This is a genomic window from Sorangium sp. So ce385, from assembly GCF_051474135.1.
In the GTDB taxonomy this organism is placed as follows: domain Bacteria; phylum Myxococcota_A; class Polyangia; order Polyangiales; family Polyangiaceae; genus Sorangium; species Sorangium cellulosum_D.
In genome coordinates, this window is record NZ_CP150337.1 from 9,027,188 (window position 1) to 9,044,615 (window position 17,428).

Below are 17,428 nucleotides of genomic sequence, written 5' to 3' on the forward strand. Positions count from 1 at the left end.
GTCATCAAGCCCTTGTTGGGCGGCCACCATTCCCGCGTGATCTGCTGGTGGGCAGCCTTAAAGAGAAATAGGCTGGGCCAGGCCGTGAGGTAACTGATGACACTGATCTCCACATATATCTTGGGCGGCACGGGAGTCATCAATCCGCCCCTTCCCAACGAAACGTGACACCCTCGTACAAGAACCGCCCGTCGCCGGTCGGCTTCGCGCGAAGTTTGAGCTCTTCGCGTACAGTCTGCACCGCAGAGACGGAGTAACAAGGCACATCAGCGCCGCGATTGCCACTGCCACCGTTGTTGTACGTATCGCGGGTCCAGGAGCCCACACTTGTCGGGGCAATAGACAAGCACTCGAGTGCCTTGGTGATGACCTTCGGGTTCGAGACGCCTACCAGTTCCTTCATTTGCGTGCGACTGACGAGCCCAGGATCGTCAGGCCGTGTCGAGACGGTTTTTTGCTGTCTCCCGTTGCCAGGAATGGGCCCCTGAGTCTCAGTCCACGTCTTCTGCTTCTTCATGAGAACTTCGTCGGCGGCGAAGCGTACCGTAGCGCCGGGCCTCGCGCCAGCGGCACCGGCGTGGCCGCCGAGAGGGATAGGATGCCGTTGAACGAACCGCGGCTGGGCTTGCCCCCCGTGTCATAGCTCGGCCTCATGGATCGCGCCTGGGTCGGCCAAGCGGATCCTGTGATCGCGAGCGCCGCCAGCACCGCGATCAGGACCCGGGCGATCGACGCTTGGGGTCGGCCAAGCGGATCCTGCCACCCGCTCGACGTGCTCATGTCTTGCTCTCCTTCGATGCCTCCGCCGCCCGGCGTCGCCGGCCCGGGGGAGGGTTGCGGTACGAATCGCCCTCGAGGACGAGGACGTGGGCGTCGTGGAGCAGCCGGTCCATGGCAGCGCTGGCGAGCAGCGGGTCGCCGAACAGTCCACCGAACTCCTCCACGGCGCGATTGGACGTCAGGATCATCGCCCCGCGCTGGTAACGCAGCCGGATGACCTCGTAGACATCGGCCGCCTCTTCGACCGTCAGCGAGCGGAGACCGAGGTCGTCGACGATGAGCAGGTCGACCCCCACGAGTCGCGCTAGCCGGCGGTCGTGGCTGCCGTCGGCGCGGCCGGCGCGCAGCTGCTTGAGCATGTCGCCGGCGCCCGCGTACAGCACCTGGTAGCCCGCGCGACAGGCGCGGTGACCGAGCGCCTGAGCGATGTGCGACTTGCCGACCCCCGCCTGGCCGACCAGCAGCACGTTCTGCCGGCGTTCGACGAAGGAGCAGGTCGCCAGGTCGATCACCTTCGCCTTCGGCACCCTCGGATTGAACTGGAAGTCGAAGTCCTCCAGCGTCTTGAGGCTGTCGAAGCCCGCTCGGCGGATGCGCTGATCGAACTGCCGCCCGTCACGGCGATCGACCTCGTCGCACAGCAGCCGCACGAGGAACTCCTCGTGCGAGAGCTGCTCGTCGACGGCTTGCCGCACGCGTACCTCCAGCGACTGCAGTACGCCCGACAGCCGCAGCTTCTTGAGCACCGGCACGAGCTCGTCAGTGAGGCCCATGGTCCCCTCCTGTCGACGACAGCCGCGAGGCCGCGAGCAGCCGGAGGTCGCGCGCGAACCGCGGAGGCGCCTCCGCCCACGCCGCCGGCGCAGCGCTCTGCGGGCTCGGCTCGAAGTCGAGACCGCGCCGGAGGATGTCGCGAACACCCTGGTAGCTGAGGTTGCCGTAATGGCTCGCTCGGCGACACGCGGCCTGCGCGCGCTCCTTGGGGAACTTCTCCAGGTGCGTGACGATCGCCTGCACCTTGCGCAGCTGCGAGAGCACGTCGTCGGCGTCGAACACCTCGCGGACGAACCTGCCCACGTCCTGGCCCATCTGGTCGGCGCGCTGCTCCCAGTAGGCGCGGCTCCGGTGCCGCAGCGCCGCGCGCTCCTCGGGCAGGTGCCGATCGAGCGTGCTGCGCAGGCCGGCGCCGCGCCGATCGTGCCGTGCCACGGCCTCGTCGTCGGCATACACCACCACGCTCGACGGCGTCGCGCGCAGCCACACCTCGCGTTCCACCAGCCGCCAGGGCACCGAGTACAGCCTTCCTCCGAGCTCGACGTGGCAGTCGCGATGCACCCGCGCCCGCTTCCAGGTCACCAGCTCGTACGGGCGCAGCGGCAGCGGCTGAAGCCGGCTCTTCTCCTCGGCCTCGAACACCTCGAGCGGCCTTCGCTTCGTGGTGCCGTGCTGCCGTGTGCCCGCGATCTCGACGATCCATCGACCGAGCGCCGCGCGTACCTCGCCCACGTCCTGCCCCTCGCGACCCGCCAGGGCGTTGCGCTTGACGTACTTCACACTCGCCTCGACCTTGCCCTTCTTCTGCGGCGCTCGCGGCGGCGTCGGGTCCACGGTGAAGCCGTAGTGCCTCGCGAGCTCGCGGTAGCTGCGGCTCAACCCCGAGTCCTCGTCCACGCCGAACGCGGCCCGCACCACCGCCGCCTTGAGGTTATCCGGTACCATCGTCGACGGCACCCCGCCGAAGGCGCGGAACGCTTCCTCGTGCAGCCGCAGCCATGTCTCGGTCTTCTGGTCGAACACGATCTGCGCGAACAGATGCCGGCTGTAGCCGAGCACCATCACGAACACCCACGCCCTGCGCAGGCTCTTGGTCTCAGGGTCCCACAGCCGCCCCGCGTACCCGAAGTCGACCTGCGCGACGTGCCCGGGATCGGTCTCCACAACGATGGCGATGTCCTGGGGCCTGATCCCTTGCTCCCTCTGGAGCGTCGCGACCATGCGCTTGACCGCGGAGCGGCTGCCGCTGAAGTCGCGCTCTTCGAGCCGCAGCCGGTCGTAGATCGCTGCCGGCTTGAGCCCTTCCTCGACGCGCGCCGCGATGTACGCTCGCCACCGCTCCACGCTCGACTGCTGCTGCGGCGCCACCTTCGGCGGCACGTGCTTCTTTACCGCTTCCTTCAGCTCCTCGAGCGCGGGGATCTCCTCCGCGCTGCCTTCGAGCAGGCCAGCCTGCGACAGCGCCGTGCGATACCGCCTCTCGGTGTTGGGCCCCATCCCCAGCAGCCGCGCTACTTCCCGGCAGTCCTCGCCCCTGCGGTGCAGGCGCACGAGCTCCTGCAGCCTGTGCATCTCCGTCCTCCTCGCGCTCATCCCGGCCTCCTCGAAGCCGGGAGCCATGCCCGGCCCTATCAGGCTCGGGTGTACATGCCTCATCGCTGTCTGACGCCCGAGAACCGGCACTTCCGCCGTCTCAGCCGTGATCCACTTGGCCGACCCGGTCGCGATCCGCTTGGCCGACCCGGTCGCGATCCGCTTGGCCGACCCGGCTACGATCCACTTCGCCGATCCCGCTCCTACGATCGCCGTCTCCGACAGTGCGTGTGACGCATTCCGGAAACTCGACCCAATTTCTCTCCCTCCGAGGGCCCTCCCTGCGGTCAGGCGCCTACCTATCGCGATCCGCTTGGCCGACCCGACACCGATCCACTTGGCCGGCCCGAGGCCGATCCGTTTCGCCATCCCGGTCGCGATCCAATAGGCCGGTCCCTGACACCCCCCGGCTCCTCGGGGCTGTCGTGGTTGTCGACGCACCGTCGACCGCGCTCGTCCGCCGTGGCTACGCAGGCGCTCGCTCCGTCGCCCTGCTCATCGCGAGCCGCGCCACGCACTGGCGCATCTCTGGCCCCTTGGCACGAGACCGGCCCGCCGAACGCCTTGCCAATCTGCTGCGGGGCGGGCTGCCGCGCGAAGCGCGGTTGCCCGAACCGTCAGCCGCATTGGCATGTTCGGCGCCCGGTCAGGAAGAACGAATCACGCGACCGCCACCGCAGCTTGCGTTCTCCCGTCGTCATTTTGAAGGGCCGCGCGTCCTTCGTCGGCGCGCGGGCTGCCGCCCCGATGCCGCCCCGAGGCGCTTCTGAATCGCAGCCTGCGTTTGGCGGGGCAGCGTCGCGAGGTACTCCTCCGACAACGCACGAAGCATCGCGTCCGGCAACGCGAGCACCGCCTGCGCCTCGGTGAGCCCTGCGAGGCGCTGCTCGGGCGCGAGCCCCGCGAGGCGCTGCTCGGGCGCGTACGCCTGCAGCACCTGCTCGGGCGCGAGCCCCGCGAGGCGCTGCTCGGGCGGCAGCCGCGCAACGAGGCGTGCCAGCGCCTGCTCGAAGCTCTCGACGACCCGCTTTTCGTCCTTCATGTGCCGCTTCCTCTGCCCCGGGAGGGGGTGTCGAACCTGCTCGACATGCTCCAGGAGCGCCCAGAACACCGCGACCTCCGCCGGGGAGAGCGCCGGGATGCCGCCGGGGTCGGCGACCATCCCAGGGGTCACAGTGTACAGCAGATGCTCGCCCTCGCGAGCGTTGGCGGCCACCGTCTCCACCACCCGCAGCGGGAAGACCCCGAGCCGCCCCTCCTGCGTGCCCGGCCCGGTCGGTGTGAGCGTGCAGCCCAGCGACCTCAGCGCCTCGGTGAAGCGCGGGGTCAGGCGGGGCGCGAGCACGCGGAGGGCGACCGCGCCGGGATCGTCGATCTCGGCAACCACGAGGTACTGGAGCGCGTACGCGAGGAGCATGCGCGCGTCGTCGCGCTCGAGCTCGTCGGTCGGCCCCTTGAAGTGCACCAGCGTGTGCTCGGCCAGCTCGCCCACCACGCTCGTGAGCAGGCGCGGCCTGGGTGGGGCTCCGCGACGGCTGCGACGGAGGATGACGATGTCGACGCGGAGCGGCTCGCGGGCGAGCTGGAACTCCGAGATGCACTGGTACCAGCCCTCGGGGAGCACGTGCTCCAGGAGCGCGACGAGCACCGGGTGCCAGGCGGTGTAGACGCGAACACGCCGCTGTCGCTGCGAGGAGCGAACCTCGCGCGTCGTCGCCATGCGGTTGCCCTTCGCCATCAGGAGCAGCGCTACCACGACCGTCGCCGGCCGGCGACCTCGTGGCGCTGCGCGGTGACATCGGCCACGACGTACTTTGCCCCGCGGCGTTCCCGCCCCGCATCGGACGTCGGGCGACAACAACCGTCGGCTACGCTCTCCGGCGCCGAACATTCGCATGAGCTGCAGCCAGGTGCGCGCCGCGCACCTGGCTGTCAGATCCATGCGAAAGTTAGACCGATTTCGCCGGACGACGCTACCTCCCGAGAATCGCAATCAACCGTCGTGTCAACAACGCGCGCACCTTCTCCGTCACGTCAAACAGCGCATCGCCAGGAGCGTAGAAATGCGCTCTAGTTTCAGGCGGCATGCCGGGCGAAAAGTCTGAGGCTGGACCACTCGCCCTTAGTAACTTGCGCCTATGGCTCTCGTTGGCTTTGCGCTCGAGTTCTAGCATCGGGACAGGAAAAAACATGGTGATCTTGATGAATTCATCCGACTTGTTCGCCATGTAGTCGAGAGCCCTAGACAAATCGCCGTTCCAGCCGATGTAGTCCGGTTCAATTTCGGAAAGTGAAAGGTAGCCGTCGACGTTACGATGTATCGGGAAGTGGGAGTCTGTTCGCTTATGCGCTATTGTGGTTGAAACATATCCACCGAGTTCAACTTTGCAAAAGCTCTGCAACTCGTGGTCGCCAAGACCGGTCGCAATCGACAGTGCTTCCGCGAGGAGGATCGAGAGCGGTTCGGTACGAGCCTGTACCCTAATGAGGAGATCCAGCACGCGGGGGTTCTGCTGTTTCGTCTCCGAAGGCGCGCCCGCGCTCGCGACGCTACGCAGAATAGAGGCAAGGGCCGAGTGCCTTCCATCTGGATTTGGGTATGATATGATTTGAATTCCGGACGCTTGAAGATGCCTCCGACGATACGGAGTGATCTCTTCGGAGGCTACGAGAGCAAAGTGCCTAGGAGCCTGTTGGCCGGACAAGGCGCGCACACGACCCAGCAACTGATCAAAATCATCGTCAGCAAGACCATACCCAATAAATAGAAGAGTGCGTGAGAAGAAGAGGGAGGAGAACACCCCCTGGAACTTGTGGTCCGCATACATGACATGATCGTAGGCTTCCCGTGTAAGTACCCAGGTAGAATGATCTGTCAGAGTACCGTGAAGCTTCAAAATAAGCTTCCTGCGCTGCGCGATATCAGCAGTCGGACGAGCGGTCGCCTCCCAATCGGCACCGAGACCGCGTTCGAGCAGACGATCGAGATTCGTGGTTAGAACCGCTCGGAGCCTTGGCGCCAGTAGCGCAATCGCCGTGATTACATCGGGAATAGGAAGGTCACGATCGTCGAGACACCGCTCAACGGCCACCCCGAACTCTTGTGGCCCGAGCGATTCGCGGACGGCCGAAAGCGCGTCGATAAACTTGCGCTTGGCCATGAAGTCTTCAATTTCCTGCAGCTCGATTGGCGACATGCCACACTGGCACGCGCGATCTACGAGTGTCCGCACGAGTGCCGTCCAAGAAGGTAGTCCTGCAGCCACCGAGACGCCAGCGCCGACAAAAAGGACGATCTCGCCTTGGGCGTAGCTGTTCCGAAGTTCTTCCAGCGCCGGCTCTTCTGCGGAATTGGTCGTTATCATGGGATGAGCACCTACTCTGCAATTGTCATCGCGATCATCGCATCGATTCGCCGCTCAGGGGGGCGCTGGGGATGCCGGATGCCTCTTCGCCAGCGTCTGTCATTTCGGTCTATCGAGCGGCGCTCACCCGCAGGGCGCCCTGCCGACCCGAGGGAGGCTGGGCGCACCGTCGGCGTGCAGCGCTGAGTTGGACCGCACGGTCAACTGATCACGTCGGCTGTGCTCCTTGCCTAAAGATAACGCGTCGATCACGTCGAATTACGCGCACTCATTGATTCTCTCCCCGAACCTGAAACAGGTAGCCTGCCCACGCGAGGTCCACGACTGCAAGACGACGGCGCTGCCCTTCCAGTTCACGGAGACCCGCAACGATCAACTGCCGCTCATCGTTTTCGATCATGCCAAGCGCGACCGCCAAGACGGAGGCTTCTTTGCCCGCGGGCTTTCCGTTCGGATGGTACCAGTTATCACCGATGCAGGAGTGCTTGCCATTGGGATAGTACCAGCCATCACCGATGCAGGCGTGCTTGCCATTGGGATAGTACCAGCCATCACCGATGCAGGCGTGCTTGCCATTGGGATAGTACCAATTATTGCCAATTGACGCCACCTTGCCGTTGGACCAGTACCTGAAGTCATTGCTTCCGGAACAGACTACGGCGAGAGCGCCCTCCAGCTCCATATATTCTGCGCCTGAGAGCACATCGGAGATCCGCGCGAGGTGCAACATCTGCCAGACACGACGATGTGCTGAATGCCCGTCCGCCGGGACACCGTCAGCTTGGCCCGCAACGAATCGGGTCCTAACCACGGAAGGCCGTCTGCCGGAAGGGAATAGTTCGGGGTACCACTTTGGTCCCAGGCGAGCGTGGTCCAAAATCGCTTGCCTGATCTCGTTCCAAAAGAGTACCTCGACCGCGCACAGGCCAACCTTTTTGCGCTGTGCGGACAATGCTGCTACGTCATCCTGGATGCGCGTGTCGCGCTCGCACCCCACGGCATACACCAGCAGTCTTGGACGTCGCTCGGACGCGTCCATCGATTTGAGATCAACGAGCAGCTTAGACCACACCTTCGAGTTGCGAATTGTCGACTGCCAGACGATGTCGTCTCCCGGCGGAGCGACGGGGTCGAAGCCGTCAATTCCGCTCTGTCTCTGACCGCGCCGTCCATACCGAATCAGGTGAACGTTTCCGTGGCGGATGCGAAGAACATCCTCAACCTTCGCATCGAACTCCTCCGCATCCGTTGGTGGCGGTAGATTGAACATGGCACGCAGCGTCATCGTTAGCTCGGTCCTGGAGTAGATCCCGACATGCGCGGGCGGTCAACTGGATCGTGGGCGACGCTTTTGCTGCGCGTCCCCGGGTTGCTGCTCGTGGTGTCACGTAGCACTTGCGCATGGAGGACATCGGTCGGTCCAACGTCGCAATCATCTGTGCCGCGCGACATATCTTCGCGGTTTTGCATGTAGGCTGCGAACCGCGGTGCCCGATCACCGTGTTCTCGCGGATGAGTCGCGGCACCCCGCAGCATATCTAGATATCCCCGCGGATAGGTCGCGATCTTCCGCAGGCTATCTGCGCATCTCCGGAGATAGGCCGCCGCTGCACAACTACGTATCGCCGTTGAGGGGCTTCGGACGGCGACGGTGCGCCGAGAAGCAAAATGCGTGCCTGTAATTGATTGCCTCGAGCGACTGATGTGCGGCCCAAATATCCGCTGGCCGCCGCAACTCGCGCCCGTCCTGCGCCGATAAGGGTCAATGCGGGTCCGACGAACCGGCCCTAACCACTGGGAAGCACCCCCATGACCCTCATCGAAGCCGTGCGCGCCACCATCCGGCGCCTGCATTGCTCGCCGCGTACCGAAGAGGCGTATGTTTACTGGATTCGGGCATTTATTCGCTTTCATCACGGCAAGCACCCACGGCAGATGGGCGCGGAAGAGGTCACGGCCTTCCTCAACGATCTTGCGGTCGCGCGCCGCAGCGCGGCGTCCACGCAGAACCAAGCGCTGTGCGCGCTCCTCTTCCTTTACAAACGGGTCCTCGACCTGCAGATACCCCGGCTCGAAGCGCTCGAGCGTGCCCGCCGGCCGGAGCACCTCCCCACGGTCCTCTCGCGACAGGACGCTCTCACCTTGCTCGAGCACCTGATCCCACCTTTTCGGCTCATCGGCGAGCTCCTCTACGGAAGCGGCCTCCGCCTCCTCGAAGCGCTTTCGATTCGCGTCAAAGACGTCGACCTCGATCGACGGCAAATCATGGTGCGCCGCGGGAAAGGACAGCACGACCGGCCGGCCTTGCTCCCCGCTCGGGCGCGCGGCGAGCTGCAGGCCCAGCTCGACGCCGTGGCGCAACGGCACAAGAAGGAACTCGCGGCTGGCCGCGGCGAGGTCGACCTGCCCCACGCTCTGCGAGCGAAGATGCCAGGAGCAGCCACGAGCCTCCCCTGGCAGTACCTCTTCCCCGCCTCTCGCCCTTGCACCGATCCAGCGACGGGTCGACAGGTCCTCTACCACCTGCACGAATCGGCGGTGCAAAGGGCCGTGAACAATGCCGGACGGGCGTCGGGGCTCACCAAGCGCGCGACATGCCATACCCTCCGCCACAGCTTCGCGACCCACCTGCTCGAGGCGGGCACCGACATCCGGACGATCCAGACATTGCTCGGCCACAAGGATGTGCGGACCACGATGATCTACACCCACATCGTCGACCGCGGCCCTCTCGGCGTGATCAGCCCTCTCGACCGTTGATCGCCACTTCCGCGTGGAGCGCCTTGAACTCCGCCCCCACCCCCTCGTGCCGCCCCCATGCATCGTGGAAAGTTAGCCTAGCCGACGGCTGGCCCACCTTGTCAAGGAGGCCAGCGCAGGACCGAGCGGGCTCTCCAACGGACGAAGGCGCGAGCGGTTCCTCGATGCCCTACCCCTCCGAAGCGAAGAAGTGGCCCTGCAATGGCCCGGCCAGTCATCGGCTGGGACCCTCAAGTTGCGACGGTCTGTAGAGTTCGCCGCGGCGCTGTGCAGCGTCTGCGCAAAGCACGCGCCAGCTCTGCGTCAAGGTGAGGAGCACCGGCGATAGCCGCAGGCGGCGAGCTGCGGGCAGCGAGGGATGGCCGTCAAAGGCCGGCGGGACGCTTGCGGGGCCTCCCGCGCGTCGTCTCCGGCATCGCGGCCGGCCGAAACAGTGCTGCTGGCGTCACGCCGAGGGCGTTGGCGATCGCTACAAGAGCCGCGACACTGACGTTGGTCTTGGCGCGTTCGAGGCGATGCAGAAGGGTAAGGCTCACGTCCGCCGCTGCCGCCAGCTCGTCTTGGGTCAGCCCTCGCCTGACCCGAAGCCGCTGCACGTTCGCCGCGATGTACCGAAAAACCGTATCAGTTTCGATGGGTTCCATCGCCGCTGGCTGAACCTGGGCAGGCTAAAAAATGGTCGTGAACGACGGCTTCCCTTGACTCGGATCTCGCCTCGCACGTACCCTGAACAAAACACAAAGTGCCCCCGCGACGGCTGACACCGTCCGGAGGCGTGGCCGAACCCCGCTGACACGAGGTCCGACATGGAAACCGTACGTCTACGCCCTGACCAGGGCCAAGAGATCGATCCGCCCTCCCGTCGCCGCCCCCGTCCCGCTGCTCTCAACCGGCTCGCCCGCCCGCCCAAGCCCCCTCAGCAGCCACCGCACCCCGCCGTCTATCTCGATCCCACCGCGCTCCTCGAACAGCGCCCGCTCATCCGCAGCACCCTCCGCGCCCGCGGCGTTCTCCCCGCCGATCTCGACGACCTCACCCAGGACACCCTCCTCGGCGCCTGGCGCAGCCTGCGCGCCGGCCGCTTCCGCCCCTCCCCCGCGCTTGCTCCCGCCGACGCCCTCCGCCGCTGGCTCGCCGGCATCGCCTCGCGGCAGGCCTCGCACTACCGCGCCAAGGCCCACCGCCGCCACGAGCTCCCCGCGGTCGACCCGGACCGCCTCTCCGCCTTCGCCGCCCCCTCTCCCGAGGCCCGCCTCGTCGCCCGCGGCCTGCTCCGCGCCTTCCACCGTCTCCGCCCCGAGCTGCGCGAGATCCTGGCGCTCGCCGCCACCGGCCTTTCCTCGCTCGAGATCGCCGCCTCCCTCTCGCTCCCGCGCCCCACGGTCGCCACCCGCCTGCGCCTCGCGCGCCGCCTCTTCGCCCGCGCCCTCACCCGCGCTCGGAGGTGGCCCCGATGAGCCCGATGAGCCCCGCCCCCGTCGACGCCCCCGCCGAGACCGCGGCCGAGCTGCCGACCGCGACCGAGGCCGCCCTCCTCGAGATGGTGCTCGGCCTGCCCGGCGTCGGGCCGCGCCTGCTCGGCACGGCCGCTCTCCCCGCGCTCGGTCGCCTCTCGCCCGCGGCGCTGGCTGAGCGCACCCAGATCGCGCTGTTCGACGCCACCCGGCTCGCCGCCGCCTTCGAGCTCGGCCGCCGCTACCACGCCGCCCGCGCGCGCCGGGGCGCGCTCCTCACCGACGCCGCCCGCGTGGCGCGGTACTTCGGCCCGAGGCTCGCCTCCCTGGTCCACGAGGAGCTCTGGATCGCGGCGCTCGACACCCACGGCCGCGTCCGCGAGACGCGCCTGCTCGCCCGCGGTGGCGCCGACGTGCTGTACATCGACCGCGCGACCGTGCTGCGCACGGCGCTGGACATGGCGGCCCACAGCTTCGTGCTGGCCCACAACCACCCGAGCGGCGACCCAACGCCGACCCGCGAGGACGAAGACATGACCCTGGAGCTGCGCCATCTCGGCTCGGAGCTGCACGTGCCGCTCACGGCCCACGTCATCGTCACCCCCAGCGGCCGCTACGCCGCCGTCCACGAGTAAGCCATCGCGGGGCGCTGCGCCCCTCCGATGGGCGCTGCGCCCCTGCGCATCGGGCCGAAAGCCTCCAGCGCACCGCCCCCGCCCGCATCTCCGTCGCCTCCGGCAGCCGCACAACGCGCTGGAGCACGCGGAGCCACCGGCTGTTGGTTCCCCAACCTCGGTCGGGTCACGGCGCCTCCTGCCGTTCGAGCGGCCGGACCGGATGATGCGTCGACGCGACGCTGACGAGGGGTCGTACAAGCCGGCCACCTTCGACTTCCTCGGCTTCACCATCCACTGGGGCAAGAGCCTTGCGGGCAAGTGGGCAGTGAAGACGCGAACGGCATCGGATCGCTTCCAACGGGCATTGAAGGGTATCTCGCAGTGGTGCAAGGCCCATCGCCATGAACCACTCGAGAGGCAGCAGCACGTCTTGAACCTGAAGCTCCGAGGCCACTACGGCTACTATGGCCGCCCTGGCAATCGGGTGAGGCTCTGGACTCTTCTGCATTGGGCCACGCGGGTGTGGTGGCGGTGGCTGCATCGCCGCTCCCAGCGTGGTCTCTCCTGGGCGGCAATGAATCGGCTCCTGAAGCGCTACCCGCTTCTGAAGCCGACCGCCGTCCGAATCGTGTAGCGAAGCCGTGTTTCGAAGAGCCGGATGCGGGAAATCTGCACGTCCGGATCCGTGGGGGCCCCGGGAAGGTGACGACCCGGGGCTACCCGACCGCTCCGCTCCTCGCGGCGTGCCTCGCAGGCCAAGGGATCGCGCAGGTGATCGAGCTCTACGTGCGCGAGCACCTGGCCGACGGACGGCTGGTTCAAGTGCTCCCGGAGTGGGCCGAGGAGACGTATCCCCTCTACGCGTACCATCACTCCGCGCAGCTCATGTCGGTCAAGGTCCGCGCGTTCCTGGAGTTCGTCGTCGCGCTGACACGCGCGTAGCGTTCAGTGCGTCGTCGCGCCGCCGAGCGTGGGGACCGCCTCGTCGCTCTCCACCGCGAGCGCGGCCGAGGTCGTCGGCGTGGAGCACGTGTTCCCGTCCGCGTGCGCCGCGAGGAAATCCTCGAGCACGCCCTCGCGGTGCGGGAGGAAGAAATCGGTGAGCGCCGTCGAGAGCTCCCCGTCCTCCCGGACATGGACGAACCGGAGCGCCGTATCCTCCACGGGCCACGTCACGTTGTTGCCGAGCGAGTCGCCGGCGCTCAGCTGGTGGCACCCGGCGCACGACTGGGTGGTGGCGCGGTTAACCACGTCCGCGGGCGTGAAGACGCTGTCCCGCCCGAGGCGCACGAGCTCGGCCTGGATCCGGTCGCGCAGATCGAGGTTCGGCAGCAGCTGATTCAGGTAGTCGTTGCTGTCCTCGACGGTGCTCTGGCCCGCGTTGTAGAGGGCCTCCCTCGAGTTCTTGAGCTGGATGTCGTTGATGTCGCCGCTGAGGGTCGTGAGCTTGTCGACCGACTCGAGGAAGTCGTCCATGAACCACGTGTAGCGGAAGTCGCTCTGGTCGAAGTTCGTGCCGAACAGCTCGCCGAAGGGGTTCTCCTTCACCGTGACCGGCTTGAAGGTGAGCCGAGCCCCGCCGTTCGGCCCGTCGGAGGTCTTCGCGATCTTGAACTCACGGAGCTGCCAGATCTGGCCGGGCTGGGCCTGCCCGGGGGCGCCGGGGGGGCCCATGAACTGGTTGGTGCGGATCTGGCCCGTGCCGCGGCGGCCTCCGGGGCCGTGGACCGCGTCGGCGAAGTTGTCCGGGTGGAGCACCGGACCGAAGCCGGCGTCGAGCAGGCCGACGGTGAAGAACGTCTCGAGCTCGTTGGCGCGCTCGGCCGCGTCCAGGGTCGAGAGGCGCGCCCAGAACTCGGCCACCGGGAGGCATGCGGCGAGGCCGCATTCGGGGTGGGGGTTCGGGAGCTGGGCCTCGAAGATGAACAGGTTGCGGTCGGCGATGCCGGCCGTCTTCTTGGCGTAGACGATCCGGTACTCGCCGCAGTGCGAACCGTCCAGCGGCGCCAGATCGAAGCGGTTCACGACCGCGATCGGCTCCACGAAGTCCGGCGAATCCTGGTCGAACGGATCGCTCGTGGCGAGGCGGCCCTCCCACCGGGCGCACGAGATCGGGTAGCCGTTGAGCGCGGCAAAACCTTCGCTGTTGGTCTGGTCGTCGCAATGGATGGCGTCGGGGAACTGAGCTCCAGCGGAGAGGTTGAAGAAGTCCCACCAGCGCCGGTAGAGATCGAGGGCTGTCTGTTCATCGAAGGTCCCCGCCCTCATGATGAGCTGATTGAGGACGAACTGGAGCGGGAACCGGGTCATGGCTTGCGGGTCGGTGACCTTCGTGAGGATCAGCGATCGCAGCGGCTCGATATCCAGCGGGGCCGACAGCGCCTGCCGGCGCTCCGCGGCGCGCTCCTCGGCGTCGATGCCGGCGACCTCGCCGGGCGCGCCCGCGTCGCCGCACGCGGCCAGAGAGGCGGACGCCGCGGCGCACATGACCGCCGCGGCAAACGGGAACCTGGAGGCATAATGAAGGTGCATGAACACTCCTGTGGAGTAGGGCGGACCGGGGGATAGCGGGATTCATACCAACGTCGCTCGCGCCGAGCTCGGCCACCGCCGGGGCATGCGCGAGCGCATGCCCCGGCGTATCGCTTCACCGATTGTAGTCAGGATTGTAGTCGCAGAAGCAAACTGACCATTCATTCGCCGGGGTGGCCCGCCAGAACCCCGTCCAGCTCGACGCGGTCCAGGGGACGTCCCTCCAGATGTCGCACACCTGCGGGCACACCTGCGTCGCGTGATGCTGGTTCCAGATCGGCCCAGCTTTCTTCTGGACGGCGCCGTCGGCGGGTATCTTGATCTGAGCCGAGGTATACCCAGAGGCACCCCAGGCCTGGCTCAGGTGATCTCCCTTGAACTCGCACGTCGTGCCGAAGTGAACGAAGGAGCTGCAGTCAGGGTCGCTCAGGCAGGAGAGCGCGCACCCCTCGAGGTCGAGCCCGAGCTGGGTCTTCCAGATCTCTCCGTCGAGGTACTTCCCCTGGCTGACGTAGAACAGATCAGATGGAGTCTCTTCGAAATAGGCACTGCTCTCAGCGCTGAACAGGTAGGGGTAGTCGAGGTGGTTCAGCCGGTTGTGCGGGTAGTAGTCGCCATTGCACATGATGTTTTTCGTAGGCCATTGCGACGCGCAGTCGGAATGCGGCATGCCGAACGTATGCCCGAGCTCGTGGCCGATGCTTCCGATTCTGCGCAGGTCCCCCTGCTCGGCTCCATCGATGATCCCCTTGGGCATGACGGCTGCGCCGAAGTTGGCGGCCGCCAAGTTGCGGTTCACGCTCGAGATGTCGGCCTCCAGGAAGATGATGTACTTGTGGTTGACGTCCTCCGTGCAGGCGTCAGGGTACACGTCCCTGGCCGCGTTGCAGGCGTTTCCGAGCCAGTACCACTCTGCCACGCCGTGAAAGCCGTCGGGGTTGGTCAGGAACCAGTTCACGTTATGATGGCTTCGAACCGTCACGACGTCGTCCGTGGTCATCGTGGCGCCGTAGTTCTGCCATGTCTGACGGTTGTGCTCGACGGCGTTCGCGACGAGAGCCGCGCGGTCACTTCGCTGCGCGTCGCTCGGCACGACGTAGAGGACACGAACAGTCTTTGTGCTCGCTTGGGCGCTCGCCGTGGCGGCGAGAAGCGTGGCTCCGAACATGGCGAAGGCGAATGTATTTCTCATGGTGTCTCCTTTACGAGGCGTGTGTTCTCGCACGATGTGAGGGCTCGCGTGGGCAATCACGGCTGGCCGAGAGGCGAGAGCTTCCATCGTCATTGCTTGGCGCTGCCTGGCGCTGTCCAACGGTGTTCAACGCTGTTCAAATCCATTTCAGCGACGTTTCTGTCTAGCGGATCGTATTCAGCGACCGCCGTGCGCAGGTATTTGTTGCCAGGGTAGTTCTCGGCGGCTTGCGTGTGCGAAGTGCCCCACCACCAGGCGAGGCCGGCGCTCACGAGGCCTCCGCCGGACTGCATGAAGGCGCCGCGCTCGCGGCGTCCGAGCTATCTGATCCTGTCGCATCGTGGGCGGGCGAGCACGCGAGCGGCGCCGACGCGAGGAGGGCGGCGGTGGCGAGGAAGGAGGCGAAGCGAGGGCGAGCAGGTCGTGAAGGCGTGCCCATCGGTACCCAGCGAGGAGAACGCGGCGCGCGGGTGATTGCGTCGTTCTTGATGCTCTTCGATTGCATGATGCTTCTCGTTGTTTTTCTCGGCGATTTCGCCGATTCGTCTACAGCGCTCCCCCCCGCGGTGTGGCCAGATCCCTCCCCTCGGGAGGAGGACCGGGGCCCACATCGCTCTGCCCACGTGAAGGTCACTGCGACGTGGACGGAGTCTCAAAAATAGTTTGGCGAGGGCATGGCTACCCCGACGGCCGCAAACGTCCTTCGCGCGCGCGGGGCTAGCTTCTGTCTCCCGAGACAAGGCGGCACCCCACGTGCGCTACGCGAAGCGCAGCCCTCCCGCCGTACGTTTGCGAAAGGAGCTCTATTCGCGGAGGAGCGAGGCGACGCTCACGTCGAGCCGGCCCTGGATCAGCCTGGCCAGGCTCGCGTACTGCGACTCGGTGAGACCGAGCTTGGCGACGAGCTCTGCGCGCGTGAACTCGCGCAGCGCCTCGCGCGCGCCCGCAAGCCAACGCGCCGCCGTGGCTCGCCCGACTTGGACAGGCCTTCCACTCGTGAAACGCCTGCGATTACCGCGACGTCGCACCAAGCGGAAGGCATCCTACCGGATAGCCTGGAGCGCACGCGCCCGCGCTCGCGGCGTCCGAGCCATCTGCCCCTCTCGGATCGCCCGGGGGCGCGCACGCGAGGGGCGCCGACGCGAGGAGGGCGGCGGTGGCGAGGAAAGAGGCGAGGCGAGGGCGAGGAGGGATTGGCGGCGCGCCCCTCGGTCGGCTGCGAGGAGGACGCGGCGTGCGGGTGATCGCGTCCTTCTTGATCCTTTTCGGGTGCATTTTTCTCGTCACGCTCTATCGGCGACGTCCGACGTGCGACGTGCGACGTGCGACGTCGCCGAACGGTCCACGGCGTTTCGCGGTGGTGCCAGGCCCTTCCTTCGCCAGGAGGGCCGGGGGCTCACACCCGCGTGCCTACCGGGAAGTCACCGTGAGGCGGACGAAGTCTCAAAAATAGTCTGGCGAGGTGTGCCTACTCGCGGAGGAGCGAGGCGACGCTCACGTCGAGCCGGCCCCGGATCAACCTGGCCAGGCTCGCGTACTGCGACTCGGTGAGGCCGAGCTTGGCGACGAGCTCCGCGCGCGTGCCCTCGCGCAGCGCCTCGCGCGCGGCCGCAAGCCAGCGCGCCGCCGTGGCGCGCCCGACCTGGTAATGCGCGCCCAGGACGTCGATGCTCAGGCCGTCGAGCAGGTGGAGGCGAAGCAGCGCGCGTTGCTTCGGCGAGAGGCGCCCCATCGCGACGCGCACGGCCTCTTCGAACTCGGCCTTGTAGCGCGCCTCGAGGTAGGCGGCCTCCACGTCGACGGAGGCGGCGATCTCCCGCTCCTCGTCGAGCGGGGTGCTCGCCATGTCCGCCTTGCGCCGCCGCAGGTTGATCGCGGTGCGTACCGCGATCACGCGCAGGAAAGTCCGGAGCGGCGCGCGCCCCGCGTACCCGGCAATCTTCGGCGTGGCCGAGGGCGGCGCGCTGAAGAGGCCCTCGAGGACCACCTGCCGGAGGTCGTCGGCGAAGGCGGGCGACGGCTCGACGCGGGCCGCCGCGCGCGCGATCACCCCGGAGAACTCCCGCTCGAACGCGGCGTGCGCACCCGGTACCCCGAGGACGCAGGCGCACGCCAGGTAGACGTCCGCCGCGAGCGACGGAGGCGGCAGCGCGCCGCCCGCGGCCGAGCAACGCTCGCCGAGGTAGCGCGCCAGCGCGGTCGCCTCGACGGCGATGGCCGGGAAGGCCGCCTGCCCCGCCTCGAAGAGCGCCGCGATCGTCGCGCCGGGATCGGCCTCGGGCATCACCCCGCCCCCGCCGAAGCCCGCCACGAACGCAGAGGAGAGACCGCTCGCTTGATCCACCTGCGGAGAATGGCTGA

Annotated in this window: 15 protein-coding genes and 1 pseudogene; 4 read left to right on the plus strand and 12 right to left on the minus strand. The window is 67.1% G+C overall.

Going from position 1 to position 17,428, the window contains the following annotated elements; all coding sequences use genetic code 11:
• Window positions 1-139: 139 nt before the first annotated feature.
• The 7 genes from WME83_RS32865 to WME83_RS32895 all read right to left on the minus strand — a co-directional run bounded on the left by WME83_RS32865 (window position 140) and on the right by WME83_RS32895 (window position 7,797).
• Window positions 140-517, minus strand: a complete 378-nt coding sequence (locus WME83_RS32865; RefSeq protein ID WP_437313662.1) for a hypothetical protein — start codon at window positions 515-517, stop codon at window positions 140-142.
• Window positions 514-780 carry a hypothetical protein gene (locus WME83_RS32870; RefSeq protein ID WP_437313663.1) on the minus strand — a complete coding sequence of 89 codons (267 nt, stop codon included), beginning with the start codon at window positions 778-780 and terminating at the stop codon, window positions 514-516. Before WME83_RS32870 ends, WME83_RS32865 begins: the two co-directional genes overlap by 4 nt.
• Window positions 777-1,553 (minus strand): IS21-like element helper ATPase IstB, encoded by a 777-nt coding sequence (gene istB, locus WME83_RS32875; RefSeq protein ID WP_437313106.1) that lies wholly within the window; start codon window positions 1,551-1,553, stop codon window positions 777-779. Before istB ends, WME83_RS32870 begins: the two co-directional genes overlap by 4 nt.
• Window positions 1,540-3,147, minus strand: coding sequence for an IS21 family transposase (gene istA, locus WME83_RS32880; RefSeq protein WP_437313105.1), 1,608 nt, complete (start codon window positions 3,145-3,147; stop codon window positions 1,540-1,542). The genes istB and istA overlap by 14 nt, the downstream gene beginning before the upstream one ends.
• A gap of 697 nt (window positions 3,148-3,844) precedes the next feature.
• Window positions 3,845-4,903, minus strand: a complete 1,059-nt coding sequence (locus WME83_RS32885) for a hypothetical protein (protein ID WP_436616892.1) — start codon at window positions 4,901-4,903, stop codon at window positions 3,845-3,847.
• 217 nt (window positions 4,904-5,120) lie between these two features.
• A complete protein-coding gene (locus tag WME83_RS32890; protein ID WP_437313664.1) occupies window positions 5,121-6,512 on the minus strand; it encodes an SIR2 family NAD-dependent protein deacylase in 1,392 nt (463 codons plus the stop codon).
• Window positions 6,513-6,780: 268 nt separating this feature from the next.
• A complete protein-coding gene (locus tag WME83_RS32895; protein WP_437313665.1) occupies window positions 6,781-7,797 on the minus strand; it encodes a hypothetical protein in 1,017 nt (338 codons plus the stop codon).
• Window positions 7,798-8,321: 524 nt separating this feature from the next.
• On the opposite strand from WME83_RS32895, the gene WME83_RS32900 reads away from it, so the two are divergent.
• Window positions 8,322-9,272: an integron integrase gene (locus WME83_RS32900; RefSeq protein WP_437313666.1), complete on the plus strand. Its 951-nt coding sequence runs from the start codon at window positions 8,322-8,324 to the stop codon at window positions 9,270-9,272.
• Window positions 9,273-9,637: 365 nt separating this feature from the next.
• Here the strand turns inward: WME83_RS32900 and WME83_RS32905 are convergent, their stop codons facing one another.
• Entirely contained in the window at window positions 9,638-9,916 is a 279-nt protein-coding gene (locus tag WME83_RS32905) for a helix-turn-helix domain-containing protein (protein ID WP_437313667.1), read from the minus strand.
• A gap of 162 nt (window positions 9,917-10,078) precedes the next feature.
• Between WME83_RS32905 and WME83_RS32910 the strand changes: the two genes are divergently transcribed.
• The 3 genes and pseudogenes from WME83_RS32910 to WME83_RS32920 form a co-directional block, all read left to right on the plus strand.
• Window positions 10,079-10,729, plus strand: coding sequence for an RNA polymerase sigma factor (locus WME83_RS32910; RefSeq protein WP_437313668.1), 651 nt, complete (start codon window positions 10,079-10,081; stop codon window positions 10,727-10,729).
• A gap of 5 nt (window positions 10,730-10,734) precedes the next feature.
• A complete protein-coding gene (locus WME83_RS32915; protein ID WP_437322076.1) occupies window positions 10,735-11,361 on the plus strand; it encodes a JAB domain-containing protein in 627 nt (208 codons plus the stop codon).
• Between the two features lie 705 nt (window positions 11,362-12,066).
• Window positions 12,067-12,285, plus strand: a pseudogene (locus tag WME83_RS32920) (LysR substrate-binding domain-containing protein); the annotation flags it as partial.
• Window positions 12,286-12,288: 3 nt separating this feature from the next.
• Here WME83_RS32920 and WME83_RS32925 read toward each other — a convergent pair.
• From WME83_RS32925 to WME83_RS32940, 4 genes are all read right to left on the minus strand, one after another.
• Window positions 12,289-13,875, minus strand: a complete 1,587-nt coding sequence (locus tag WME83_RS32925; RefSeq protein WP_437313669.1) for a hypothetical protein — start codon at window positions 13,873-13,875, stop codon at window positions 12,289-12,291.
• Window positions 13,876-13,990: 115 nt separating this feature from the next.
• Window positions 13,991-15,067 (minus strand): hypothetical protein, encoded by a 1,077-nt coding sequence (locus WME83_RS32930; protein WP_437313670.1) that lies wholly within the window; start codon window positions 15,065-15,067, stop codon window positions 13,991-13,993.
• Window positions 15,068-15,156: 89 nt separating this feature from the next.
• The gene (locus WME83_RS32935) at window positions 15,157-15,339 is read right to left on the minus strand and encodes a hypothetical protein (RefSeq protein WP_159397735.1); all 183 of its coding nucleotides are present in this window, start codon (window positions 15,337-15,339) and stop codon (window positions 15,157-15,159) included.
• Between the two features lie 1,196 nt (window positions 15,340-16,535).
• Complete coding sequence (locus WME83_RS32940; protein ID WP_437313671.1) at window positions 16,536-17,411, minus strand: sigma-70 family RNA polymerase sigma factor; 876 nt, start codon at window positions 17,409-17,411, stop codon at window positions 16,536-16,538.
• Window positions 17,412-17,428: the final 17 nt, after the last annotated feature.

Excerpts from the sequence above, each read along its gene's own strand:
- WME83_RS32890 (WP_437313664.1), bottom strand. The coding sequence starts at position 6,512 with ATGATAACGACCAATTCCGCAGAAGAGCCGGCGCTGGAAGAACTTCGG.
- WME83_RS32870 (WP_437313663.1), bottom strand. The coding sequence starts at position 780 with ATGAGCACGTCGAGCGGGTGGCAGGATCCGCTTGGCCGACCCCAAGCG.
- WME83_RS32925 (WP_437313669.1), bottom strand. The coding sequence starts at position 13,875 with ATGCACCTTCATTATGCCTCCAGGTTCCCGTTTGCCGCGGCGGTCATG.
- istA (WP_437313105.1), bottom strand. The coding sequence starts at position 3,147 with ATGAGCGCGAGGAGGACGGAGATGCACAGGCTGCAGGAGCTCGTGCGC.
- WME83_RS32930 (WP_437313670.1), bottom strand. The coding sequence starts at position 15,067 with ATGAGAAATACATTCGCCTTCGCCATGTTCGGAGCCACGCTTCTCGCC.
- WME83_RS32905 (WP_437313667.1), bottom strand. The coding sequence starts at position 9,916 with ATGGAACCCATCGAAACTGATACGGTTTTTCGGTACATCGCGGCGAAC.
- WME83_RS32865 (WP_437313662.1), bottom strand. The coding sequence starts at position 517 with ATGAAGAAGCAGAAGACGTGGACTGAGACTCAGGGGCCCATTCCTGGC.
- istB (WP_437313106.1), bottom strand. The coding sequence starts at position 1,553 with ATGGGCCTCACTGACGAGCTCGTGCCGGTGCTCAAGAAGCTGCGGCTG.
- WME83_RS32900 (WP_437313666.1), top strand. The coding sequence starts at position 8,322 with ATGACCCTCATCGAAGCCGTGCGCGCCACCATCCGGCGCCTGCATTGC.
- WME83_RS32910 (WP_437313668.1), top strand. The coding sequence starts at position 10,079 with ATGGAAACCGTACGTCTACGCCCTGACCAGGGCCAAGAGATCGATCCG.
- WME83_RS32895 (WP_437313665.1), bottom strand. The coding sequence starts at position 7,797 with ATGACGCTGCGTGCCATGTTCAATCTACCGCCACCAACGGATGCGGAG.
- WME83_RS32915 (WP_437322076.1), top strand. The coding sequence starts at position 10,735 with ATGAGCCCCGCCCCCGTCGACGCCCCCGCCGAGACCGCGGCCGAGCTG.